The organism is Flavobacterium sp. CG_9.1, from assembly GCF_015751645.1.
Lineage (GTDB): Bacteria > Bacteroidota > Bacteroidia > Flavobacteriales > Flavobacteriaceae > Flavobacterium > Flavobacterium xanthum.
The window spans coordinates 1-25,444 of sequence record NZ_JADOVC010000001.1; the positions used below are offsets into that span (position 1 = coordinate 1).

A 25,444-nucleotide genomic window follows, 5' to 3' on the forward strand; every position below is an offset into this window, starting at 1 on the left:
AAAAAGGTAGTAGAAAAATTAAATAATAGACCTCGAAAAAGGCATCAATTTGATTCTCCAAATGAAGTATATTTACAATTATTAAACAATAATCAGGAATTCGCATTTATTAATTGAATCCACCTCGCCAAAAAATATATAATTAAATGTATTATCATTTATCGGGAAATTTTTCTTCAATGAATTATCATAAACACTACTGGTAATTTTCTTTTTACTAATCTTAAAAATATTTGCAATACTATCTATTTCATCATATGACATGCCTAATTTCCCATATGAAAAATTTTCAATGTTTATTGTTTCGAAATTATTTGTTTTGTTATGTTTCAAACTACAGGAAGTTAATATAAGCAATATTAAATAAAATATTTTTTTCATAATTAGAAATGTTTGTTTGTTTGTTTGTTTGTTTTCATATTTCTGGTTGGTTTGCTATTATTCTATAAAAATAGGAAATATTTTATAAGTTACAATACCCACTTTTAGTGATATTAATTAAAAATAAAAAAACCGTCCTGCTATTGCAACAAGACGGTTTGTCAATTATAATGTATAGGAATTTTACACCTTCATAATTTCGGCTTCTTTCACCACTAAAAGTTCATCTATTTTACGGATATAACTAATTTTGTATTACAGACAATTGAAATATAAAGTACAATCTTGAAATCGTCGAATTATTGAAATTAATATAATTTGTCAATATTAATCTCTAAATATCTGATTTTCCATTTTTATATGTTTCTGATAAGCTTTTTTAGCAATTGAATCTAATTCTCTACTCGCATAATAATGTAAACACGAGGCGGAAATAAAATTTTTTTCAGATATATCTTCGTCATCAGATTTAATAAAAGCAGGAGGTAAATTTTTTATTATTTTTATACCCAAAGTCCTAGCATTTTTTGCGTTTTTCAAATTGACTATAAATTCTGAAGAATTAAAAAGATCTTTTTTGCTCATTAATTTAAAAATACTATCATTTTTATAGCCTTCCTTAATACATTCATAAAACATTTCATCTTTAAAGATTTCAATCCAAAATGTTTTTTCATTACTATTACTACCTCGATATTTAAATCTTTCACGTTGATAAGGCTTGCATGAAACTATTAGAAAGCAAATTATAATTATAAAAAGTTTATTAGTCATAAATGTTAATTTAATATCCATATGTCAATATATTCAATTGGTACTATTTGTAGTTTTTCATCGTAAAAATGACATTTAAATGGACATATTTGGTCAAAAATTAAATCTGCATGACCGCTTGCCCATGAATCCTTTATTTCTAAAGGTGAGACCATTGAATAAATACCCTTCAAACCCTTTACTAAATTAGGGAAATTTTCTCCTCTATTTCCTCCTTGATTTTTCGTGAAGTTTCTATAATTTGGATTGTTTTTATCGGTTCCAAAAATTAATCTCATCCATTTATTTAATGCTTTAGCATTTACAAAATAATATTTGCCATCTTTACCTTTGAGAGTATTTGGAGTTTTTGGAATTATTATGTCACTATAATTTAATGCTCTAGATACTTTTAAGGCACATGACCCATTTGCAAGATGTGGATAATCAAGATATGCCTGATAAACTTCATCACCAACTAATGGATACAGATCTATTCCAAGCATATAATTTTTTCCATCTAAATTTTTCGGATATGCGTTTAAGAATTTTGATAATGTAGGTAAGTTTTGTTGCTGAAAAGTCAAATTAGGATCTTCCCAAAAAGCGGCATCATAGTCACCATCGATTCCTTCTGAGGTTCCCATAAACCAGTTTTCAATCTGTGCCCAACTTGCTGCAGGATTTTCAATCATAAAATTGACTATATTATTGATTAGTTCAATTTGTTTTAGGCTCGTAATACTTTCTAAAATACTTTTTTGAGTTGTGGGATCTAGATTTGACAAAAATTCACCATGATAAAGTAAAAATTGAAACACACTAAACTTAAAATTATTAATTTCGATAGGTTCATAACTATTGCCATTATATTGGTTGAATAGCGTTGGTATGTTATTAAAAGAATAAGTGAGTGCAAGTTGATTTTGAGTAGCTTAACCACCATTTGTACCAATCCAAAACTTTCTCGCCAATACTAAGATATTCAATCTCGAAATTCTGCATTAACTAAACGAAGCAGGTGCACCTTCATGAGTTTGTACCCATTTCCCATTTTTCTTTTTGTATATGATGATAGCTGAATTATAATATTGAGGAGGAAATACAGATCCATAAGAACAATAAAAAATAAGATACTCTTTATTTTGGTAATATATTGGATTTGAAAAATTAAAGAAATCATAATAATCAGTTCTATAAAAATATTTTATTTCATATGCTTTTGCGCCAAATTCTACTTCTTCAATATTTATATTTTTATTGATAAAATTCTCTGACACCCAAAAGCATTCACTTCCTATATAGGTGGCATCTTCTATTTCAGAAATGGTGTTTTTGCTATATTTTTTTCTTGCTTTTTCCCATTCTTCATCTTTATAGAATGTTTTATCCTGTTTATATTTTCCAGTTACGGAGTCCAAAGAATAAATATCATTAAATCTAAGAATTTGTAAGATCATGTCAGTATTGATTTTTTTATTCATAATAATAATTTTATTAGAGCGATTATTAATTTTCTTGTCTAAAAAATCATTAATCACTTCGATTTTATCACTAATAGAATCATTGAAAATTAAAACTGGTTTATTGTCCATTGCCCTATTATTCTTGGAACCACAACTTATTATAAAAATTAAAATTATACTGTACACTAATTGCTTTTTCATTTCTAATTGATTTAATTACATGGTTTTGCAATTGCATATTGTCCTTCAGAGTAAACTCCGTTTAATTCAGCACTAATTCTTACCAATATTCTATTGTCATTTATGCTTTCTTTAGGAAATTTTGCATTATATACATCAGTCCCTTGTAAACCGCTCCAAGCCATGTCTTCAAAAACTTGTTTGTCTGCCAGAGAAAAAGGAATTCCGTTATTTGCTTGATACGCCTCCAATGCAGATGCAATCGCACTAACATACTTATTAGCCATATCCTCGTGCTGGGCTATAACAGAGTTGCCTACACCAGCATTTAAAGCATATAAATCAAATAATTTAGGAAACCCGTTAAAAGGATCATTAGTTGGATAACTGTAACTATTGTAGTCGTCTACCACGCTTAACATATATGCATGAATCATTTCGTGCAACATACCAGTGGCTTTATATAGTTTTGTTGCAGTTGTAAAACTGTCATCTGTGACAGTTATTAAATAGTTATTTTTTGAAATTTTTGTCGTTTTGGCAAAATTGTTTGGCTTTGTAATCCCCATTTTCATTGTTACATTATATATGTTACTGGGCACAAATTTCTGCATTACTTTAGTAATGTCGGTGTTTGTTGCATTTTTAAGTTGTGTCATAATCCCCTTAGCGCATGGATCAAGGTTAGTGTCATCAATGTTATCTTTAATGGCTTGAGCGATTATTGCATCTGTAGCTGGAACACCAGTCAAACTATTATTCCCTTCAAAAGTATATAAAAAGCCATCCCATTTTAATACTTTTTAGCCAAAACGAGGATATTCAATTTCTGAAATTCGCGCACAAGCCTCAGGAACATTTTTTATCATTAAAGGAGGTAAAGAAATGAAAACAATGTCCCAATTGTTTCATGACGCATTCAATTTAATCGTGTAAATACACCATCCCTATTTGTAAAATCGAACAAATTATCAGTGGAAGTAACAAAAGGAAAAACAGGCACTTTATTTAAAGATCATTAACTAAATAATCTACTATTTGGTGTGGGCTCTTACCTGTTATAAAGAGAGGTTAAAAAAAGGTTTTTGTTTAGTTGAATACTCCATCATAATAATAATTTACTTGTTCCCATTTGTTATTTACTTTTCTCATTAATACGGTAAAATGATTTATGGATTTAAAACCAAGTTGTCCATTTCCTATCTCAAAACTGATGAAGGCATTATTTTCATCAATGATTAATGGTTTGGATAAGTATATGATAATACGACTTGAAAATTTACTGTATAGTCCTGTGTTTATGATAGTTTTTAACTCTTCATATTTAAGTAAATTCACTTTAAAGTATTTAAAATCAGATATTTTCCATTTGTACACGTCCTCTTTTTCTAATTTTATTTCCATTTTTTTTATTTGCAAAGTATCTAAAAGAAACCTATTTTCAAGGTCACCATTTTTGTTAATTCTATTCATAGATATCCACTCATCACGAGAATATTTGTATGTTTCAATAGATTTGCGTTTTTGTAATGCTTCTTCAATTACTACAATTTCAAAATCTTTATAATTTTTATATCGGTCTTTTTTTAATTCAAAATCTATAAGGTCATTAATGATGTTGCCTTCCATGTCAGTTAGTTTACTATCTGTAGAAATTGAAGCCACATCTTCTTTATTGAGTTTATCATATTTATTTACGGAACAAGAAAATGACGTCATAATAAAAAATAGTATCATTGAAATTTTTACTGGTCAAAAATCCATAAAGTAATTCTTTTTATTAGTTTGAAAAAAACAGTTAAAAGCGCTCACGTCAATGAGCGCTTACTGCTGAACACAAACAATATTACATTTTCTTTAATAAAACACTCTAAATACAGGCAGCGACTAAAATTATAGCAGTTTGTAACAAGGATTATCATCGCGACTCCACTGTCAGCGGGACGTTAGAGTTGACTTTCTATTCCACACTTCCATCCCAATAGCCAGCTCGAATTTCCCACTTTTTATTGACTTTTTTCATTAATGCTGTGTAATTACTAATTGTGGTAAAACCTAATCTGCTACTGCCGGATCTAAAACTTATTAAAGCACTATTGTTATCAATCATTAATGGTTTTGTAATATAAATAACAATCTTTTCTGGTAACTTTATATATTCACTGGATCTTATAATATTCATAAAACTTTCTTTCTTCATTATTTTAACTTTAAAGTTTTTTATATCAGAACTCTTCCAATGATATTGTTTTTTGTCAATATATTTATTTTTTAAATCTTTAATTTGTATTGTGTCAAGAATCCAACCAAGTCTTTCATTAATTTCGGCTGTTGACTGATAACCATCACTATGAAAATCTTTATAAGCATATTCATAAACCACTAAATTTTCAATGCCATTACCAGCTTCTTCAATTACGATAATTTCAAGATTACGATCATTTTCATATCTTTCAGACGCTAATTCTAAATTTAAGAAATCATTTACAATATTGCTTTCTTCTATCGTTAAAGTATCATCTATTGATTTTAATTGTTTCAATAACTGTAGTTCTTCGTATGCGGCAGTAGTTTTTTGGGATGTGCAAGAAATAAGGACTACAATTAATAATAAAAAAAATATTTTTTTCATAATTTATCTATTTAATCACAAGTGTTACCTATTGGTGTTTGTGCGTTTGGTGTTCCTGCACCTATCGTTGTCCCATTTTGTTCACATGCGACTCTATTGATTATCCTTTGTCTATTTGGATTTCCTACTGGATAAGTAGCATCAAATATAGGAGTTCTATTTAATCCTCCCCAAGCTAAATCACTATATATTTGTTGTGGGCTTTCGCCCGCTGCAACAGGAATACCAGTTTGAAATTCTTGTAAAGCTCTAGCAATAGCATCTACATAATAATTTGCCATTTCTAAATGATGTAAATTTTGGGACATACCCGGTGCTGGCGGATATTTTTTATCACAATAAGCTTGAAATAGCGAAGGGAAACTATTTAAATTGTACAGGTTTTGATTATTATTAGGATTTGATTTATAATCATCTACAATACTTAAAAAATAGGCATGTATTAATGAATTTGCGATAAACAACTTTGTTTTTCCTGCGTAATTAGTACTAATTTGTATCGTATAATTAAATCGAGATGTTGGAAATGTTGTTGCTGGATTTCCATTACTCGTTACTTCGGATTTTAGGGTCGTATTATAAATTGATTTGCTTGCATTAAGTTTAGCCAAAACTTGTGCGATATTGTAGTTAGTTGTGTTTTTTACTTTATCAAAAACTCCTTTTGCACATGGGTTTAGACCACTATCGTTAATGGAATTTACTATTGCTTTGGATATTAATAAATCTTTAGCGTCAAAATACGTTGCTGCAGGATTTTCAATCATAAAATTGACTATATTATTGATTAGTTCAATTTGTTTTAGGCTCGTAATACTTTCTAAAATACTTTTTTGAGTTGTGGGATCTAGATTTGACAAAAATTCACCATGAAAGAGCAAAAATTGAAATGCACTGAACTTAAAATTGTTAATTTCGGTGGGTTCATAACTATTACCATAATATTGGTTGAATAGTGTTGGCATGTTATTAAAAGCATAAGTGAGTGCAAGTTGATTTTGAATAGATAAACCTCCATTTGAACCAATCCAATAATTGGTATAGGCTAAAAGCCACTCTGTATTATCTATGACTCCCTTAATTTCATTACTCGAATTGCATAAAGTAGAAATGAATTGATTAATTTGTAGCATATTCTGTACAGCAGGATCATTTAAATCGCCACTTCCAAAATAATTCGGTGCATAAATATTTATGCCGGTACTTTCGCCAGCTCCACCACCACCAGAGGTTGACCCTGTAGTTTCTGAATAAGGATTACTAGGAGAGGTATTGTATTGATTCCATTGCGATGCTAGAGGGATAAAATCTGAAACTCCACCAGTTGAACAAGCACTTTCTATAACATTAAAAACTCTAATTGTAGCTCTAGTACCGTCACTGTTATAACAACGCGGTCTGTTATCAAGATTACCTTGACATAATTCAACTTCGCTATAACACCCTACTTGCAAACAACCACCGATAGTAGTTCTACCAGATTTAAACTGGTTGTCTATTTTTATGATTGATGTACTTTTTATTGAATTGATAAAATCATTACTATTGTTAATTTGGTTTACTTGCTTATTTAGATAATAGGTTATTAAATAGGTTTTGGGTTTTTCATTTTTTTTACATTCAACTATAATGTTTTGCTGAAAAGTTGCATTAGGAACCTGATAAATACGAAAAGAGAAAGTTTCATCATTATTTTTTCTTTTGATATATCGAATACTTTGTAAATCTATATCATAGTTAGCACCTATGTTTTTATCAGTACTCTTATTTGGATACACTACTTCTTTAAGCTTAGCAACCTCAATAAAAGCTTTATCATTTATCTTTTTTAAGTCTTGAAAAGTAATTTCTTCATAACTATAATCCCTTATTTTATTGTTTAATTCATTTTCTAAAAGCAACTCTTCCGTACTGCAAGAATGCAAAACACACAAAACTAATCCAATAAAAAGTACATAGACTATCCGCTTTAAATCAAGAGTTTGTTTGTTTGTTTGTTTGTTTGTTTGTTTTCATATTTTTTTTGGTTAATTAATATTTCATAAAAATAGGAAATATTTTATAAGTTTCAATACCCACTTTTAGTGATATTTCTAAAATACAAAAAAACCCGTCCAATTAGAATAAAGGGACGGGTTTAATATGAGTTGAAAGGGAATTACACCTTCATTATTTCGGCTTCTTTCACCACTAAAAGTTCATCTATTTTACGAATGAAAGCGTTGGTTAAGTTTTGAACCTCCTCTTCGGCAGTTTTACAAATATCCTCTGAAGTTCCGTCTTTCTCTAATTTTTTGATTTCGGTATTGGCATCTTTACGAGCATTTCGAATACCTACTTTAGCATCTTCGGCTTCTACTTTGGCTTGTTTGGCAAGATCGCGTCTTCTTTCCTCTGTCAATGCGGGAACGCTAATGATAATTACATCACCATTGTTCATTGGATTAAAACCAATGTTTGCAATCATAATTGCTTTTTCAATGACTTGCAGCATGTTTTTTTCAAAAGGCTGTAAAGTAATGGTTCTAGCATCTGGAACACTAATTTTTGAAACTTGAGATAGCGGTGTTGCAGATCCATAATAATCTACAAAAACACTTCCAAGCATGGCTGGAGATGCTTTTCCGGCACGAATATTCAAAAATTCTTTTTCTAAATGCGCAATAGAACCCGTCATAGATTCTTTAGTACTGTCTAATATAAATTCAATTTCTTCGGTCATAATTTCTTAATATTCAGTGTTCGGTATTCAGTGTTCAGTTTTACTGTATTGTGAACACTGAAAAGTTTATTTATACGTTTACTACAGTTCCTATGTTTTCTCCTGCACAAATTTTCAATAGATTCCCTACTTTGTTCATGTCGAAAACTACGATTGGTAATTTGTTTTCCTGGCTCAAGGTAAATGCAGTGGTGTCCATTACATTCAATCCTTTTTTAAGCACATCATCAAAGGTGATCGTATCAAATTTAATTGCAGCGGCATTTTTCTCTGGATCACAATCATACACTCCATCCACACGAGTTCCTTTTAGGATTACATTAGCATTGATTTCTATACCGCGTAAAACAGCAGCGGTATCCGTTGTAAAATAGGGATTTCCTGTACCTGCGCCAAAAATCACAATTCTTCCTTTTTCAAGATGACGATCTGCTCTTCTTTTGATATAAGGCTCTGCGATGGACTCCATTTTTAATGCGGTTTGCAAACGGGTTTTCATCCCTTTTTCTTCCAGTGCTCCTTGTAATGCCATTCCATTGATAACAGTGGCCAGCATTCCCATGTAATCGCCTTGCACACGATCCATTCCTGCACTAGCTCCGGCAACTCCTCTAAAAATATTTCCACCACCTATAACAATGGCAATTTCTACTCCTTTGTCATGAATTTGCTTGATTTCGTCAGCATATTCAGCCAATCTTTTTGGGTCAATTCCGTATTGCAAGTCGCCCATTAAAGCTTCGCCACTTAGTTTCAGAAGAATTCTTTTGTATTTCATGTGTGTGTTGAGTTGATTGGTGCAAATATAGAATATTCTTCTTTTCTAATATAATGTTGCTTAAATTTTATAAAGTAAGTTTTTCGTGTGATTTTTTTGCGGCTTCATAGCCAATGTTGAAAACGGCATTCATTTTTACTTTGCTAGTTTCAAAGGTGCTGTATAAACACAAATCTTTGGGCTCTATAACCCAATCACAAATATTAAATTTATGCCTATTTGAATTTGCCGAAAGAATATCAAAAGCTCGAGTAGTAACTGCCTTGATAGAATTGAGATCTTTAGCTTCAATTTTTTGAATTGGACTCACATAAACCCCTATTACCGTTTCACATTGTCCTTGTAAAATATCAGTAGGAAAATGATTTAGAATGCCACCATCACTGTAAATATTACCATCTATTTCATACGGGGATAAAATTCCAGGAAAGGCTGATGAAGCTAAAATTGCATCAACAATTTTTGTGCTTGGACTAAATATTTTTAGTTTCCCCCGAATCATATCCGTAGCCGTTATTTGAATAGGGATTTTTAAATCGCCTAAAACGGCATCTTTGAAAATACTGTGAAAATAACTTCGAAAGGATTCAGAATCAATTAGTCCTGCTTTTTTGAACGTTAAATGCTTCCAATGAAAAAGATAAATGGATTTGAAAAATTCTAAAATTTCTTCCGGACTTTGTCCCCAAGCATATAATGCACCAACAATGGATCCCGCACTCGTGCCTGCTATTTGCGAAGGCTTAATATTTTGTTCTTCTAAAAATTTTATAACTCCAGCGTGTGCTAAACCTTTAGAGCCCCCGCCAGAAAGCACCAATCCTATCGACTTTGTTTTTAAATCCATTGTAACTATTTGTTATAAAATTACTCTTTTTGACCAATTGAATGTGATATTTGTCATGATTAAAATTCAAATTTATGGTAACTTTGTTAAAAACAAAATATTCATTATGAAAATTCCAATAGCTAAAGCATTGTTTAATAGTCATTCCTATTTAGAATATAGAAAATTAATTGCCGATTTATTGCTTGAAAAAAAATCAACCGGAAACGAACAATCAGAGGATTTAACCCATTATAGTGAGTTGAATGAAACCCGAATGAACCGTTTAGACAAAACGATTAAAATAACAGACGAAACTACCTCTAAACTAAAGGCGCTAAACGGAGAATACATTTGGTTGATAATTTCTGAAGGTTGGTGCGGTGATGCTGCACAATTGCTTCCTATCATGAATAAGATGGCAGTGGAATCTGGTAAAATAGAATTGAGAATTGTGCTGCGAGATGAAAACGAAGAGTTAATGAATTTGTTTTTAACTAATAATAAAAAAGCAATTCCCATAGTAATATTTTTAGATAAAGAAACAGGAAGTGCTTTAGGGAAGTGGGGTCCAAGACCGCAAGCTGCAGTAGAATTGGTAGCGGATTATAAAAAAGAATTTGGAGTTATTGATGAAACATTAAAAACCAATTTGCAACTTTGGTACTTGCATGATAAAGGCATTACTACTCAAAAAGAGTTGGTGGGCGCAATGCTAGAATTAGATGCATAAAAGGAACGCTAAATTTATTTCCGAAGCTTACAACTAACACTATTTTATTTGAAGGAAGAATTAATACGATCCTTCAAACTCAAATCCATTAGACATTTTCTCGAATTTAAATTTTTATACAGCGAAAAATTTCGTAAATTGCTCTTTGCCAACCAAGTCTATTATTTGATTTACTTTTTTATGGATGTTTAACTATTGTATAACAATTAAAAAAACATCATTATGAAAAATTTATTGGAAAGAGTTTATGATTATTTATCGTACTTGCTATTTGGAGGTAAAGACGTAGCTAATTATTAACAAAAGACAGTAGCCGGTTAAACGAAAAAAGTATGGTTTAAAACTACTGTAATTTTTTAGAAAAAGCACATCGCAAGTTCAATTACAGGATTTGTCATGTGTTTTTGCTTTTTGATAAGGATTTTACTTTAAAAAGTGATTAGAGAAAGACCTAAACTAATGCTTCCATTCTCTTTTAGATTGCCAAAAGGAATCTTAAATTGATTTAGTTCAATAAATATAAGGAGGTCATCTGCAGTTTGTACACCCAAGTTTATTTTTTTATAACCTCCTGTTAAAGCGCCGCGACCCAGAGCAATTGCTTTTCCTGAACCCAATTGTAGCGCAAGTCTGGTATTGTCCCCTATTTTTGGACTTAATTTCACATTAATAAAAACAGGAACTATAACTAGTTTGTCGTACCATTTCCAATCTATTCCGGAGTGAATGCCTAAAGCAATCCACTGATTGTAATGCAATCCAAACCCTATTTTACTGCTCAGACCATCAGGAAGGAACCACGACTTATTTGTATTGCCATTGGGGTTTATTTCTTCGCGATCTGGGTTTCCTTTTAGAGGTACGGCTACGTCAAATTGTAGGTAAGTGCGATTATCATTTTGCGAATAAGCAAAACAGGTGATCAGGAAAACGTAAAGAATAGAAATTCTCAAATTATTAGGTGCTTTCCGTTAGACTAGCTTCAAATTGAACAACATCTACACCGTTGTTTACATCGTAGTCACCAATTTTAGTTCGGCGTAAAGCAGTTAAGTGAGAGCCGGAATGCATTGCTTTACCAAAATCATAAGCCAAAGAACGAATATAGGTTCCCTTGCTGCACACCACTCTAAAATCAATTATTGGAAGTGCTATCTTGGTAATTTCAAATTCGTGAATGGTTGTTTTTCTACTGGCAATTTCAATGATTTCTCCTGCCCGAGCATGCTCATACAAGCGAACTCCATCTTTTTTTATAGCAGAATAAATCGGCGGTTTTTGGTCTATTTCGCCTAAAAATTGTTTGACAGTTTCATGAATTAAAGCTTCATCAATATGTACTGTTGGGAAAGTTTGGTCGATTTCCGTTTCTAAATCATAGGAAGGCGTAGTTGCGCCAATATAAAATGTTCCGGTGTATTCTTTGGCTTGACCCTGAAGTTCAGTAATTCTTTTGGTAAATTTTCCGGTGCAAACTAATAATAATCCAGTAGCCAAAGGATCTAAAGTTCCGGCATGGCCAATCTTAAATTTCTTTGGAAGTCGCAGTTTATTGATTAGGGCATATTTCAATTTATTTACCGCCTGAAAGGAACTCCAATGTAAAGGTTTGTCAATGAGTAAAATTTGTCCGTTTTGGTAGTCTTCGGCTGTTTTCAAAGGGAATTATTTAAAATATGAAAAGTAAATCAACAAAAATATTCCTACTATTATGCGGTACCAACCCCAAGGTTTAAAACCGTATTTTTTAATGATTTCGATAAAAAATTTAATCGCTATAATGGCAACTATAAAAGCAACAACATTTCCTAATAAGAACAATTGTATGTTTTCATTTGATTTTAAAATCAATTCATACCCTTTCATCTGTGAGGTTTCGTACGTTTTCAAGAATACGGAATAACAGGTCACGGCCATCATGGTAGGAACCGCTAAAAAGAAAGAGAATTCTGCGGCTACATGACGCGTTAATCCTTGTTGCATTCCTCCAATAATGGAAGCAGCAGAACGACTTGTTCCTGGCATCATTGCCAAGCATTGCCAAAAACCAATAATTACTGCTTTCTTTACAGTGATGTCTTCTTCTTTGATAACCGTTTGGTTTTGAAACCGACTGTCGATAAAAAGTAAAATAATCCCACCCAGTATCAATACAATCGCAATAGGAATTGGATCACCAAGGATGGCTTCAATTTTATCATCAAATAACTTTCCTAAAACCAACGCTGGAATTACAGCAAATACAAGTTTAATATAAAAGTTGAATTTGGAGAAATCGAAAAATTTTTTCCAATACAAAGCCACAACAGCCAATATGGCTCCAAACTGAATAGAAACTTGAAATAGTTTTACAAAATCATCCTCTTGAATTCCAAAATAAGAACTCATAAAAACCATGTGAGCAGTTGAAGAAACAGGAAGATATTCCGTTAATCCTTCGATAATGGCAATTAAAAAAGCCTGTATTATATTCATTTATGCTTTTTTTGGATTTTTAAGAATCGCATAAATGGTAATTCCAAAACCAATTAAAACGGTAGTTGGCGCCAATCGAATTCTTCGGAAGTTAAAGATTTCCTCACTAAATACATTAGGATCGTCACTTCCGCCTCCCGACATTAGAATAAATCCTAAGGCAATTACTCCAATTCCAATCAGTAGAATTTTGTAATTTATTTTATCAAAAAGAAATTCGGGTTGCTGTTGGTTATTTTTCATTTATGCTGAATTTTAATACTTTTTTTTAAATCTGTAGTCTAAAATAGTTTGTCTACACTCTAAAATTAATAAAGGTCATCTGTTCTTAAATTCAAGAAACGTTGCGTTGCAAAGTAAGTACTTAACCACGTGATTAGTATCCCAATACCTAAAACCGTTAATAATACTAGTCCAATCATTGCTTTGTCTTCCAGTATACCAAGATTTGGAAAACTAGTTTCCACGTAAATTAAAACTCCTACAAGTGCTACAACAGCTAGCGCGGCTCCAATCATTCCTAATTTGATGCTGCGCATCACAAAAGGTTTTCTAATAAATGATTTTGTAGCTCCCACCATTTGCATGGTTTTAATAATAAATCGGTTAGAATGGATGGACAGGCGTAAGGAACTATTGATTAGTAAGACTGCTATAACAGCAAGAAATCCGCTGATGATTAGAATCCACATACTCACTTTTTTGATGTTGTCGTTCACTAAATTGACCAATTGTTTATCATAAACAATATCTGAAATCATCGTGTTTTGGCGCAGGCCAGCTTCTATTTTTGTAATGCTATCTTTAATAACATAATCTCCTTTTAAATGGATATCATAAGAATTCTGCAATGGGTTTTCACCTAGAAAGGTCATGAAATCTTCACCAATAATATCAGTATGTTCTTTAGCAGCAGCTTCTTTAGTGACGTATTTATATGATTTAACAAAAGGACTTGCTTTTAATTGACTACCAAAAGCTGTCACAATACTATCCTTGGCTTCATTTTTAAAAAAAACCGTCATGGCAATATTTTCTTTGAAATCGTTGGCTAATTTTTTAGAATTTATAATGAAAAGGCCTAATATTCCCAGTAAAAATAAAACTAAGAATACACTTAGTACTACTGAAAAATAAGAGGAAATTAAACGGCGTTTTTGAAAATTATCAAAGGAAGAACTCATAGTTTACTAAAATTATTGGGTAAAAATAATAAAGAATTTCTTTATTTAAAGTTAATAACGCTCAAAGTTTCAACTTTCGTACAATAAACGTAAATTTGGCACCTGAAAATAATCATTGCCAGAAAAAATGAAAGGAACTGACCTAGCCAGTTTCTCTGAAGCTTATACTATGAAATACAATCCAAACGAAATTGAAGCCAAGTGGCAAAAATATTGGTTAGAAAACCAAACATTTAAAGCCGAAAACAACTCAGAAAAACCTAAGTATTATGTGCTTGATATGTTTCCTTATCCATCTGGAGCGGGATTGCACGTTGGTCATCCGCTTGGATATATTGCTTCTGACGTGTATTCCCGTTATAAAAGACACCAAGGGTTCAATGTATTGCATCCTATGGGCTATGATAGTTTTGGATTGCCGGCAGAACAATACGCCATACAAACGGGTCAACGTCCCGAAGATACTACTTCAGTAAACATTGATGGTGGAGTTGATAAAGAAGGAAATATAATTGCTGGTTACAGAAAACAATTAGATAAAATAGGTTTCTCATTTGATTGGAGTAGAGAAGTACGAACTTCAAATCCAGATTATTACAAACATACACAATGGATTTTTATCCAATTATTTAATTCTTGGTACAATAAGAACAGTGATAAAGCGGAAGATATTGCTACTTTGATTGCCATTTTCGAAACAGAAGGAAATGCAAATGTCAACGCCGTTTGTGATGACAACATTCAACAATTTTCGTCAAATGAATGGAGCGCTTTCGCAAAAGAGACGCAGGAGAAATTTTTGCTGCAATACAGATTGACTTATTTAGCAGAGACTGAAGTAAACTGGTGCCCTGGTTTAGGTACGGTTTTAGCGAATGACGAAATCGTAAATGGCGTGTCAGAACGAGGCGGTTTTACAGTGGTACGTAAAAAAATGACGCAATGGAGCATGCGAATTTCGGCTTATGCAGAACGTTTGTTGCAAGGGTTGAATGACATAGATTGGAGCGAAAGTATTAAGGAAAGTCAGCGGAATTGGATTGGGAAGAGCGTTGGAGCGACTGTAGAATTCAACGTTCAGAATTCGGAAGCTAAAATTGCAGTTTTCACAACACGTCCCGATACCATTTTTGGAGTTACGTTCATGACGTTGGCTCCGGAACACGAATTAGTTTCACAAATTACGACTGCGGAACAAAAAGCGGAAGTGAATGCCTATATAGAAAAAACGTCAAAACGTTCCGAAAGAGAACGTATGGCCGATGTAAAAACCATTTCAGGTGCATTTACAGGAGCGTACGCTGAACATCCGTTTACGAAAGAACCAATTCCGGTTTGGATTGGCGATTATGTTCTAGCAGGTTACGGAACAGGCGCAGTTATGGCAGTACCTTGTGGTGACGAAAGAGATTATGCTTTTGCAAATTTCTTTAAAGGGCAACAAGGCATGCCTGAAATCAAAAACATTTTTGACCAAGACATTTCTGAAGTTGCTTATGGAGCTAAAGAAGGGTTTCAATTAGTGAATTCTGATTTTTTAAATGGATTAGATTACAAAAAAGGAACTCAAAAAGTAATTACAGCATTGGAAGAAATCAATCAAGGAAAGGGAAAAATCAATTACCGTTTGCGTGATGCCGTTTTCTCTCGCCAACGCTATTGGGGAGAACCGTTTCCAGTGTATTACGTGAAAGGGATGCCTCAAATGATAGCAGCGCAACATTTGCCAATCATTTTGCCTGAAGTAGAAAAGTATTTACCTACTGAAGACGGTTTGCCACCTTTAGGAAACGCCGCAGTTTGGGCTTGGAATACTAAAACGAATACCGTTGTTGGTACTGATTTGGTTGACCATGAAACGATTTTTCCTTTAGAACTCAACACGATGCCAGGATGGGCGGGAAGTTCATTTTATTGGATGCGTTATATGGATGCACACAATGAAACCGAATTTGCTAGTCAAGAGGCACTGAAATATTGGGAAAGTGTCGATTTATATATTGGAGGAAACGAACATGCAACGGGTCACTTGTTGTATTCTCGTTTTTGGAATAAATTCCTTAAAGATAAAGGCTTTGCGCCAACAGAAGAGCCATTCAAGAAACTGATTAATCAGGGAATGATTTTGGGGACGAGTGCGTTTGTTTATAGATTAAGTTCTTTTGGTGCGTCTGGAGGTCGGGATGACTACGGGAACGATACGGTTGGAGAAGTTTCTAAGCCAATTTTCGTTTCATTCAAATGTGTGAAAGAAATAATTAAAATTATTGATAGTTTAGGGATTGATAGCTCTCAAAGTATTGATTTGACTAGAAACGGAAGCTTTTTTAATTATAATAAAATTGAAGATAGTACATTAGACTTTTTAGGCTGCGAAATAATGAAAAATTTCACTGGTAGTACAGAGTCTATCTCTGTTAGAGTCGGTTCTTTTAATCCAATTCACGTTCATTTAAAGTTAATTAACGAATCTTCAAATGAATTGGACATTGAGAAATTCAAAGCGTGGAGAGAAGATTATAAAGACGCGGAATTCATTTGCGAAGAAAACGGAAAATACATCGTTGGTCGCGAAGTCGAAAAAATGTCGAAATCGAAATACAATGTAGTTACTCCAGATGCTATTTGTGACGAATATGGAGCAGATACGTTGCGTTTGTACGAAATGTTCTTAGGGCCATTGGAGCAAGCAAAGCCATGGAATACGGCAGGGATTTCGGGAGTTTTTGGTTTCTTGAAAAAATTGTGTCGTTTGTATTTTGATGAACATACAATGATTGTTACTAATGAAGCACCAACTAAAGAAAATTTAAAATCATTACACAAAACCATCAAAAAAGTAGCCGAAGATATTGAGGGATTCTCTTTCAATACATCAGTGTCGCAGTTTATGATTTGTGTAAATGAATTGTCTGCGCAAAACTGTCATTCTTGCGCGATTTTAGAACCTTTGGCGATTGTGATTTCACCTTATGCACCGCATATTGCTGAAGAATTATGGTCGTTGTTAGGATATGAAGGTTCAATTGCGACGGTTCCTTTTCCAGTTTTTGAAGCTAAGTATTTAGTTGAGAGCGAAAAGGAATATCCCGTTTCTTTCAATGGAAAAATGCGTTTTACAATGGTTTTACCTTTAGATTTAACCAAGGAGCAAATCGAGCAAATCGTTATGAAGGATGAGAGAACCATCAAACAATTAGAAGGAAGAATACCTAATAAGGTGATTATCGTTCCGGGAAAAATTATCAATTTAGTGGGGTAAATATCCAATATTGCAATAATCATATTAATCCAAATTCGATTTTTAGAATTTGGATTTTTTGATTCTAATAAATAAAAATCTGCGTAAATCAGTTTCATCTGCGTTATCCGTGTTCCATTTCACCAATGCCAAATTGACACAATAAAAAATTGGTTCAGATTTTGCTATTTCTTTCATAACTTTAAACATTACAATTAAAAAATAAAAATATGGGAATGGGTTATTTGATTCTTGCCGGAGCCATTATGCTTTTCAGCTGGTTAGTTAGTTCAAGACTAAAAAGTAAATTTGAACATTATTCTAAGTTACAATTACAAAACGGAATGTCAGGCGCTGAAATCGCTGAAAAAATGCTTGCTGATAACGGAATTCGGGACGTAAGAGTGATCTCTACTCCAGGACGTTTGACGGATCATTACAATCCGGCAGATAAAACGGTGAACTTGAGCGAAGCGGTTTATAACCAACGCAACGCTGCTGCTGCTGCTGTTGCAGCACACGAATGTGGTCATGCCGTACAACATGCGGTAGGTTACCAATGGCTTACAATGCGTTCTAAATTGGTGCCAGTAGTCAATGTGGCGTCAACGTACATGCAGTGGATTTTGCTTGGAGGAATCTTGATGATGAAAACGTTTCCACAATTATTATTGGTAGGAATTATCATTTTTGCGGCAACCACGCTGTTTTCTATTGTTACTTTACCAGTTGAATATGATGCGAGTAATCGCGCATTAGCTTGGTTAGAGAACAAAAGAATGCTGACGCAACAAGAACAAGCAGGAGCTAAAGATTCCCTAAAATGGGCTGCCAGAACCTATGTAGTGGCTGCTTTAGGTTCTATTGCCACGCTATTGTATTACGTTTCCATTTATATGGGCGGAAGTAGAAGAGATTAATACTTTTTGAAGGAAATATATAATCCGTCTTGTGAAAACAAGGCGGATTTTTTCTGTCAAAAAACCAAAAAAACTATAATTGAATCTGTCGGTCGATTTGTTGGTCTAAGGAAATGAAAGTTTCGGTCCGGGAAACGCCTTCTATCGCTTGGATTTTCGTATTAAGCAATTGCATTAAGTGTTCGTTATCTCTACAGATAATTTTTATTAGAATCGACCAGTTTCCAGTGGTATAATGGCATTCCAATACTTCAGGGATTTTCTTTAAATCTCTTACGGCCTCCGGATTTCGTGCGGCTTTGTCTAAATAAATCCCAACAAAAGCCATTGTATTGTATCCTAAAATTTTATTGTTTACCGTAAACTTAGAGCCCGAAATCACACCAGATTGTTCCAGTTTTCTCAAACGTTGATGAATTGCGGCTCCTGAAATGCCTATTTTATTGGCAATTTGAAGAATTGGTTTTCTGGCATCTTCCATCAGATCTCTCAAAATTTCTTTATCGATGCCGTCAATTTCTACGATTAGGGAATTGATTTTCATGTGTTATTATTTTAAACTAAAATATGAAATTTAGTTTGAATTGAAAATCAAATTTAAGTAAAAAACGATTAATGTAAAGAATAAGTTGTCTGATTTATTATTTGCGCAAAAAAAAGCCATTCGGATTGCGAATGGCTTTTGTATGGTAGTAACAAGTAGTTTTTTTATTTTCCTTTATTAACTTCGACAATGTACTTTTCTAAAGCCATAGTCATCGAAGGTGTTGCTGGAGTTGGGGCAAGAATGTCTACTCTTAAACCGTGATCCAACGCTTCTTTTTGTGTCGTACTTCCAAAAACGGCAATTCGAGTATTGTTTTGTTCGAAATCTGGAAAGTTCATAAACAATGATTTTATTCCGGTTGGGCTAAAGAAAGCCAAAACGTCATAATATACATCGGCTAAATCAGATAAATCACTCATTACGGTTCTGTAAAATACAGCTGGCGTCCAGTCTACTTTTAAAGCATTTAAGGTCATAGGCGCATCAGCATTTAATTGGTCTGAAGCAGGTAATAAGAATTTTTCGTCTTTGTATTTTTTTATTAGTGGAGATAAATCGGCAAAATCTTTTGGTCCAACATAGATTTTACGTTTTCGATACACTACGTATTTTTGAAGATAAAAAGCGATAGCTTCTGATTGACAGAAATATTTTAATCCTTCAGGAACTTTAAAGCGCATTTCATCCGCTACTCTAAAAAAGTGATCAACAGCATTTTTACTTGTTAAAATAATCGCTGTGTAATGGTTAAGATCAATTTTTTGAAGTCTAATCTCCTTGGCATTAACTCCTTCTACATGAATAAAAGGTCTGAAATCAATTTTTACTTTATGCTTTTGTTGAAGTTCAAAGTAAGGTGAATTTTCCACCTTAGGCTCAGGTTGTGACACCAAAATTGTTTTCACTTTCATATATGACGTTTTCTAAGCACTCCCTTTTGTAAACCAATAATACATAAAATAATAGGGAGCTATTTCGAGAGCGCAAAGATATAAAATAAAATAAAACAACTTACCGAATATTAAATTTTGATAATTTTTTATTGAAATCAAATAAGTCAAAACATTGATTACTAGTATTATGGCAATAATAACCAGAGGAATATTTCTTGAAAAGGAGTCGTAATAAAACAAAATAATATTAAAAGGCAGTATGAATAATCCAATATAGGTTCTGTAAGTCACCTTTTGTAGGTTAAACTGCTCCATAAATTCCTCAATATTAAAGGATGTAGCTATTATTTTTTCAATCAAATATTTAGATAAGATAAAGAAAACTAAGAACGTGAATATCTGAATGTAAAGCAGCCAATCTGTTTTTGAGGCGTAACCAAAATAACTCAACGATATTTGAATAAAAAACGCAAGGGAAATGACCTGAACGAAAAACAAACCAAGGGTAAAGCCACTTTTTAAATGGGCGCTGTCTCTATATACTTTGGTATATTTATTAGAAAAAAGCAGGTTGGCAAAATCACCAAATCGATTTTCGAAAACAGATTTAGTAATGGCAACAATAGCAAATGACAGAACAAATAGAACTGTTGCCCAGTCTTTGCTGTCCGTTATTCTGGGATGAAGTATAGTTTCGATCATAACACTGCAAAATTACTAATTTTTCTATCATTCTTTTTATTATAATTTTATTAAGGTTCAAATGGCATAAAAAGTTTACTTTTGCCGTGAAATTAGTCGAAATATGAATGATTGTATTGTTATAATTCCAACCTATAACGAAATTGAAAATATTGAAAGCATTATTCGATCGGTGCTTTCGCAAAAAAAATCTTTTCATGTTCTAATAATTGATGATAATTCGCCGGATCACACTGCTGATAAGGTTGTTTTACTTCAATCAGAATTTGAGGGTAGATTGTTTTTGGAAAAAAGAAACAAAAAATCAGGTTTAGGAACCGCTTATGTTCACGGATTCAGATGGGCCTTGAATCATAAGTATGAATATGTTTTTGAAATGGATGCTGATTTTTCCCATAATCCCAATGATTTAGAAAAATTGTACAGTGCATGTCATTTTGGAGATGCCGACTTAGCCATTGGTTCTCGTTATGTGACCGGTGTAAATGTCGTAAACTGGCCATTGAGTAGGGTCTTAATGTCCTATTTTGCCTCTGTTTATGTGCGAATGATTACGGGTATGAAAATTCATGATGCTACTGCTGGGTTTGTTTGTTACAAAAGAAAAGTTCTAGAAGATATAAATTTAGATAAAATTAAATTTGTGGGGTACGCTTTTCAAATAGAAATGAAATACAGAACGTACTGTAAAAAGTTTCAGATTGTTGAGGTTCCCATAATTTTTACCGACCGGACGAAAGGACAATCCAAAATGAGTAATTCAATAATAGTTGAAGCCGTTTTTGGAGTTATTGCACTTAGATTAAAAAGATTAGTCAACTCATTATAAGAAAAAGATACGATGAACAGGGTTTTAATTAAGAATGCCAAAATAGTAAATGAAGGAGTGATTTTTGAGGGCGACGTGTTAATTGAAAATGACTTAATTGTTGAAATTTCAGAAAGTATTAGTGCCAAGTCATCCGAATGTAAAATTATTGACGCCGAAGGGAATTATTTAATTCCAGGTGCGATTGATGACCAAGTGCATTTTAGAGAGCCAGGACTAACGCATAAAGGCGATATTGAATCTGAATCTAAGGCCGCAGTAGCAGGTGGAATTACCTCTTATATCGAACAGCCTAATACGGTTCCGAATGCGGTGACCCAAGAAATATTAGAACAAAAATACGAGTTGGCTGCTCAAAAATCGTATGCGAATTATTCGTTTATGATGGGTGCAACCAATGATAATTTAGAGGAAGTTTTAAAGACAAATCCAAAGAATGTTGCCGGAATCAAAATATTCTTAGGTTCTTCAACCGGAAATATGTTGGTGGATAATGAAGCTACTTTAGAGAAAATATTTTCCAGTACACCCATGCTAATTGCAGTACATTGCGAAGATGAAACTACAATAAAAAATAATTTAGAGAAATACAAAGCAGAGTTTGGAGAAGATGTTCCCATTACGGTGCATCACCTCATCCGAAGCGAAGAAGCCTGTTATATTTCATCATCCAAAGCCGTTGCACTTGCCAAGAAAACAGGTGCTCGTTTGCATGTATTTCATCTTTCGACGGCCAAAGAAATGGATTTGTTCTCGAACAAAATTCCATTGGAAGACAAAAAAATTACAGCTGAAGTTTGCATTCATCATTTGTGGTTTACCAATGATGATTATGCCACTAAAGGCAATTTGATTAAATGGAATCCGGCTGTAAAAACGGCCAATGATAGAAAAGTACTTTGGGAAGCCTTGTTGGATGATCGAATCGATGTGGTAGCTACAGATCATGCTCCACACACTTTAGAAGAAAAAAAACAATCTTATTTGAATGCGCCTTCTGGTGGGCCGCTAGTTCAACACGCTGTTGTAGCCATGTTTGAAGCGCATCATCAAGGAAAAATAAGTATTGAGAAAATTGTGGAAAAAATGTGCCATAATCCAGCTAAAATTTTCAAAATAGAAAAACGTGGCTTTATCAAAGAAGGCTACTATGCGGATTTGGTTATCGTTAATTCAGGTTTGCCTTGGAGTGTAAAAAAAGAAAATATTTTGGCTAAATGTGGTTGGTCTCCCTTTGAAGGATTCACGTTTAAATCCAGAATTACCCATACTTTTGTAAACGGACAATTGGTTTACAATGCTTTTAAAGTAAAAGATGTTCGCGCAGGGAAACGATTATTATTCGAGAGATAAATTTTATTAGATGAGAAAAATAACAACAGTGATAGTAATGCTGATTCTTCTGGTAAGTTGCAAGGAGGAAGTGATTCAAAAGCCGGATCAGCTTGTGGAGAAGGATGTTATGGTCAATGTTATGGTTGATTTATCTATTTTAGAAGCCATAAAATATCAAAATCCAGCTTCCTTAGATACCTTTAAAATAAATCCAAGAGACTTTATTTATAAAAAATATAAAATTGATAGTCTTCAGTTTGCAAAAAGTAATGTGTATTACGCATCGGATTATGAGGATTATAAGTTGATGTTTGAACAAATTGTACAACGGTTGGATGCCAAGAAAAAAAGCGCTGATTCGTTAGTAAATTTGGAAAAAAAGAAAAAGAATCCGACACTTTCAAAGAAGAAAAATCCAGCCTTACTTGCTAAAGATACTACGAAAGTAGACTAAGGAATTGTGTTGTTACAGCGTTGAAATCTCTTTTATATACTGATGAATGTCTATAAATTCCGTTTTCAAATGATCTTTTATCTTGTGGTTAGAATAGGTATTTTTAGAATAGGAAGCTGTTGCAGTAGCTCGAGATAATTTTCTTTTTTGTTGCAAAATATTCGAAAAAAACCAATCCAATCTCCACAGCACTTTCATTAAGAAAGGAGTTGCGTGAAGGGAAGGTCTTTTGACTCTAAAAGAATCAGCAATGCTATTGAATAAGTCCTGAAAGACCATGTTCTCCGAGATAAGGGTAAAGCGTTCGTTTTTAGTTTCGCTTTGCATCAATTGATGCGCCATGCGTACCACGTCAAAAACAGCAACAAAACCAGTTGAACCCCTTGTGTAAAATTTCAATCCTTTTTTTACCTTCGTAAAAAGTTGTCCACTACCTTGCTCTCTGAAGCCAGGGCCAAGAATTACTCCAGGATTTACTATGATCACCTCTAAACCTTCTTGTTGTCCACGCCAGATTTCCATTTCGGCACCATATTTAGAAATGGCATAATCACTGTGGTATTTCTCCGGATTCCATTCGGTTTCCTCAGTGATGAGTTTTTCATGGGGTAATAAATCGCCTAATGTGGCAATAGAACTCACAAAACAAAGTTTTTGGATTTGATAGTCGATACAAAAATTTACAATATTTGCCGTGCCCTCAATGTTTGTTTTTCGCAATACATCTTCGTCTTTTGGATCAAAAGAAATTAAAGCGGCGCAATGGTACACGATATCAATATCTTGAAAGGCGATTTCTAAGGAAGGAACAGCTGTAATGTCTGCTTGAATCCATTCGATTTGGTCGAATAGAAATTCCTTTTTATAAATAGAGAATAGTGATTTGGTTTTCTCTATAGAAGCATTGCTTCGATAAATAGCGCGTACTTTTTCGCCATGATCAATTAAATGAAGCAATAAATGTGCGCCTACTAAACCAGTTCCTCCTGTGACTAAAATCATGCTACGAAAATACGAATAATTTTTTTCGAATAACCTATTAAACAAATAACCGAATCCACAATAAATTTTATCTTTGTGCAAATTGATTAAAAAGATGAAGAATTTTATTGAAGAAGTAACTTGGAGAGGAATGCTCCACGATGTTATGCCCGGCACAGAAGAACATTTGATGGAACAAATGCGTGTGGCGTATGTGGGAATTGACCCAACTGCCGATTCATTGCATATTGGACATTTAGTGGGTGTGATGCTGTTGAAACATTTTCAGCTATCGGGTCATAAACCACTAGCGTTAGTGGGTGGTGCAACAGGAATGATTGGTGATCCATCTGGAAAATCGAATGAAAGAAATTTATTGGACGAAGCGACTTTACGTCACAATCAAGAAGCAATAAAAGGACAATTGGCTCGTTTCTTGGATTTTACCTCTAATTCGGCTAATGCAGCAGAATTAGTGAATAATTACGACTGGATGCAGCACTTTTCTTTTCTGGATTTCATTCGTGATGTAGGTAAACACATTACGGTAAATTATATGATGGCAAAAGATTCTGTGAAGAAACGTTTGTCTTCCGAAGCTGCCGAAGGAATGTCATTTACAGAGTTCACATATCAATTGGTTCAAGGATATGACTTTTTGCATTTGTACAGAGAAAAAAATTGTACGTTGCAAATGGGTGGAAGCGACCAATGGGGAAATATTACTACTGGAACCGAATTAGTGCGCAGAATTGCTAGCGGAAAAGCATATGCATTGACTTGTCCGTTGATTACAAAAGCGGATGGAACTAAATTTGGAAAATCTGAAGGTGGAAATATCTGGTTGGATTCTGCTAGAACTTCTCCGTATAAATTTTACCAATATTGGTTGAATACTTCAGATGTTGATGCCGAGAAATACATTAAAATTTTTACTTTTTTATCGAAAGAGGAAATCGAAGTATTAACTGAAAAGCATAGAGAAGCACCTCATTTGCGTTTGTTACAAAAACGTTTAGCCGAAGAAACTACGGTGATGGTACATTCAGCAGAAGATTTAGAAAATGCTATAAAGGCATCGAATATTTTGTTCGGGAATTCTACTTCGGATGATTTGAAACAATTGAACGAAGCTACTTTTTTAGATGTGTTTGATGGTGTTCCTCAAGCGGAAATCTCAAGAAATGAAATCGAAGCGGGAATCAATATCGTTGATGTTCTAAATGAAAAAACGGGTTTCTTAAAATCGAATGGTGAAGCAAGACGCGCTTTGGCAGCGAATTCTATTTCAGTAAATAAAGAAAAAGTTACTGAGGAATTTGTACTTTCTACCAAAGATTTAATCAACAATCAGTTTGTACTGTTGCAAAGCGGTAAGAAAAATTATTTTGTGATTCGGGTTAAATAATTTA

The 25,444-nt window shown here is 33.3% G+C and carries 26 protein-coding genes; 7 read left to right on the forward strand and 19 right to left on the reverse strand.

What is annotated here, in order from left to right; all coding sequences use genetic code 11:
* Positions 1-708 precede the first annotated feature (708 nt).
* The 10 genes from IWX83_RS00010 to IWX83_RS00055 all read right to left on the reverse strand — a co-directional run bounded on the left by IWX83_RS00010 (position 709) and on the right by IWX83_RS00055 (position 9,759).
* The gene (locus tag IWX83_RS00010; RefSeq protein ID WP_196826798.1) at positions 709-1,155 is read right to left on the reverse strand and encodes a hypothetical protein; all 447 of its coding nucleotides are present in this window, start codon (positions 1,153-1,155) and stop codon (positions 709-711) included.
* Positions 1,156-1,160: 5 nt separating this feature from the next.
* The gene (locus IWX83_RS00015; RefSeq protein WP_196826800.1) at positions 1,161-1,829 is read right to left on the reverse strand and encodes a T6SS effector amidase Tae4 family protein; all 669 of its coding nucleotides are present in this window, start codon (positions 1,827-1,829) and stop codon (positions 1,161-1,163) included.
* Positions 1,830-2,138: 309 nt separating this feature from the next.
* Positions 2,139-2,801, reverse strand: a complete 663-nt coding sequence (locus IWX83_RS00020; protein ID WP_196826802.1) for a hypothetical protein — start codon at positions 2,799-2,801, stop codon at positions 2,139-2,141.
* A gap of 11 nt (positions 2,802-2,812) precedes the next feature.
* A complete protein-coding gene (locus tag IWX83_RS00025; RefSeq protein WP_196826804.1) occupies positions 2,813-3,532 on the reverse strand; it encodes a hypothetical protein in 720 nt (239 codons plus the stop codon).
* A gap of 337 nt (positions 3,533-3,869) precedes the next feature.
* Positions 3,870-4,517 carry a hypothetical protein gene (locus IWX83_RS00030; RefSeq protein WP_196826806.1) on the reverse strand — a complete coding sequence of 216 codons (648 nt, stop codon included), beginning with the start codon at positions 4,515-4,517 and terminating at the stop codon, positions 3,870-3,872.
* Positions 4,518-4,740: 223 nt separating this feature from the next.
* A complete protein-coding gene (locus tag IWX83_RS00035) occupies positions 4,741-5,412 on the reverse strand; it encodes a hypothetical protein (protein WP_196826808.1) in 672 nt (223 codons plus the stop codon).
* An 11-nt stretch (positions 5,413-5,423) separates the two neighbouring features.
* Positions 5,424-7,337 (reverse strand): hypothetical protein, encoded by a 1,914-nt coding sequence (locus IWX83_RS00040; protein WP_196826809.1) that lies wholly within the window; start codon positions 7,335-7,337, stop codon positions 5,424-5,426.
* 233 nt (positions 7,338-7,570) lie between these two features.
* Positions 7,571-8,134, reverse strand: coding sequence for a ribosome recycling factor (gene frr, locus IWX83_RS00045; RefSeq protein ID WP_196826811.1), 564 nt, complete (start codon positions 8,132-8,134; stop codon positions 7,571-7,573).
* Between the two features lie 70 nt (positions 8,135-8,204).
* A complete protein-coding gene (pyrH, locus tag IWX83_RS00050; RefSeq protein ID WP_066075277.1) occupies positions 8,205-8,912 on the reverse strand; it encodes a UMP kinase in 708 nt (235 codons plus the stop codon).
* Positions 8,913-8,979: 67 nt separating this feature from the next.
* Positions 8,980-9,759: a patatin-like phospholipase family protein gene (locus IWX83_RS00055; RefSeq protein ID WP_196826814.1), complete on the reverse strand. Its 780-nt coding sequence runs from the start codon at positions 9,757-9,759 to the stop codon at positions 8,980-8,982.
* Positions 9,760-9,865: 106 nt separating this feature from the next.
* On the opposite strand from IWX83_RS00055, the gene IWX83_RS00060 reads away from it, so the two are divergent.
* Positions 9,866-10,471: a thioredoxin family protein gene (locus IWX83_RS00060; protein ID WP_196826816.1), complete on the forward strand. Its 606-nt coding sequence runs from the start codon at positions 9,866-9,868 to the stop codon at positions 10,469-10,471.
* Between the two features lie 428 nt (positions 10,472-10,899).
* On the opposite strand, the gene IWX83_RS00065 is transcribed toward IWX83_RS00060, so the two are convergent.
* The 5 genes from IWX83_RS00065 to IWX83_RS00085 all read right to left on the reverse strand — a co-directional run bounded on the left by IWX83_RS00065 (position 10,900) and on the right by IWX83_RS00085 (position 14,130).
* Positions 10,900-11,424, reverse strand: coding sequence for a hypothetical protein (locus IWX83_RS00065; RefSeq protein ID WP_231379712.1), 525 nt, complete (start codon positions 11,422-11,424; stop codon positions 10,900-10,902).
* Positions 11,425-11,428: 4 nt separating this feature from the next.
* The gene (gene truB / locus IWX83_RS00070; RefSeq protein ID WP_196826818.1) at positions 11,429-12,130 is read right to left on the reverse strand and encodes a tRNA pseudouridine(55) synthase TruB; all 702 of its coding nucleotides are present in this window, start codon (positions 12,128-12,130) and stop codon (positions 11,429-11,431) included.
* A 6-nt stretch (positions 12,131-12,136) separates the two neighbouring features.
* Positions 12,137-12,946 carry an undecaprenyl-diphosphate phosphatase gene (locus IWX83_RS00075; protein ID WP_196826820.1) on the reverse strand — a complete coding sequence of 270 codons (810 nt, stop codon included), beginning with the start codon at positions 12,944-12,946 and terminating at the stop codon, positions 12,137-12,139.
* Positions 12,947-13,189: a DUF3098 domain-containing protein gene (locus IWX83_RS00080; RefSeq protein ID WP_196826822.1), complete on the reverse strand. Its 243-nt coding sequence runs from the start codon at positions 13,187-13,189 to the stop codon at positions 12,947-12,949.
* Positions 13,190-13,254: 65 nt separating this feature from the next.
* The gene (locus IWX83_RS00085) at positions 13,255-14,130 is read right to left on the reverse strand and encodes an ABC transporter permease (protein WP_196826824.1); all 876 of its coding nucleotides are present in this window, start codon (positions 14,128-14,130) and stop codon (positions 13,255-13,257) included.
* Between the two features lie 169 nt (positions 14,131-14,299).
* On the opposite strand from IWX83_RS00085, the gene IWX83_RS00090 reads away from it, so the two are divergent.
* Together IWX83_RS00090 and IWX83_RS00095 are read left to right on the forward strand one after the other, a co-directional pair.
* Positions 14,300-17,392: a leucine--tRNA ligase gene (locus IWX83_RS00090; RefSeq protein WP_196827065.1), complete on the forward strand. Its 3,093-nt coding sequence runs from the start codon at positions 14,300-14,302 to the stop codon at positions 17,390-17,392.
* Positions 17,393-17,601: 209 nt separating this feature from the next.
* On the forward strand, positions 17,602-18,291 hold the full coding sequence (locus tag IWX83_RS00095) for a zinc metallopeptidase (RefSeq protein ID WP_175547731.1): 690 nt from the start codon (positions 17,602-17,604) through the stop codon (positions 18,289-18,291).
* Between the two features lie 73 nt (positions 18,292-18,364).
* Here the strand turns inward: IWX83_RS00095 and IWX83_RS00100 are convergent, their stop codons facing one another.
* The 3 genes from IWX83_RS00100 to IWX83_RS00110 all read right to left on the reverse strand — a co-directional run bounded on the left by IWX83_RS00100 (position 18,365) and on the right by IWX83_RS00110 (position 20,433).
* Positions 18,365-18,835 (reverse strand): Lrp/AsnC ligand binding domain-containing protein, encoded by a 471-nt coding sequence (locus IWX83_RS00100; protein WP_073352582.1) that lies wholly within the window; start codon positions 18,833-18,835, stop codon positions 18,365-18,367.
* Positions 18,836-18,999: 164 nt separating this feature from the next.
* Positions 19,000-19,749, reverse strand: coding sequence for a uroporphyrinogen-III synthase (locus IWX83_RS00105; RefSeq protein ID WP_073352580.1), 750 nt, complete (start codon positions 19,747-19,749; stop codon positions 19,000-19,002).
* Positions 19,750-19,761: 12 nt separating this feature from the next.
* Entirely contained in the window at positions 19,762-20,433 is a 672-nt protein-coding gene (locus tag IWX83_RS00110; RefSeq protein WP_196826826.1) for a DUF4271 domain-containing protein, read from the reverse strand.
* A gap of 103 nt (positions 20,434-20,536) precedes the next feature.
* Here IWX83_RS00110 and IWX83_RS00115 point away from each other — a divergent pair, with 103 nt between their 5' ends.
* From IWX83_RS00115 to IWX83_RS00125, 3 genes are read left to right on the forward strand one after another with little or no spacing between them, the layout of a single operon-like run.
* Positions 20,537-21,262, forward strand: coding sequence for a polyprenol monophosphomannose synthase (locus IWX83_RS00115; protein ID WP_073352577.1), 726 nt, complete (start codon positions 20,537-20,539; stop codon positions 21,260-21,262).
* Positions 21,263-21,274: 12 nt separating this feature from the next.
* Positions 21,275-22,615 carry a dihydroorotase gene (locus IWX83_RS00120; RefSeq protein ID WP_196826828.1) on the forward strand — a complete coding sequence of 447 codons (1,341 nt, stop codon included), beginning with the start codon at positions 21,275-21,277 and terminating at the stop codon, positions 22,613-22,615.
* 10 nt (positions 22,616-22,625) lie between these two features.
* Positions 22,626-23,051 (forward strand): DUF4296 domain-containing protein, encoded by a 426-nt coding sequence (locus IWX83_RS00125; protein ID WP_196826829.1) that lies wholly within the window; start codon positions 22,626-22,628, stop codon positions 23,049-23,051.
* Between the two features lie 12 nt (positions 23,052-23,063).
* On the opposite strand, the gene IWX83_RS00130 is transcribed toward IWX83_RS00125, so the two are convergent.
* On the reverse strand, positions 23,064-24,053 hold the full coding sequence (locus IWX83_RS00130; RefSeq protein ID WP_196826831.1) for an NAD-dependent epimerase/dehydratase family protein: 990 nt from the start codon (positions 24,051-24,053) through the stop codon (positions 23,064-23,066).
* A gap of 94 nt (positions 24,054-24,147) precedes the next feature.
* Here IWX83_RS00130 and tyrS point away from each other — a divergent pair, with 94 nt between their 5' ends.
* The gene (gene tyrS, locus IWX83_RS00135) at positions 24,148-25,440 is read left to right on the forward strand and encodes a tyrosine--tRNA ligase (protein WP_196826833.1); all 1,293 of its coding nucleotides are present in this window, start codon (positions 24,148-24,150) and stop codon (positions 25,438-25,440) included.
* Positions 25,441-25,444 lie beyond the last annotated feature (4 nt).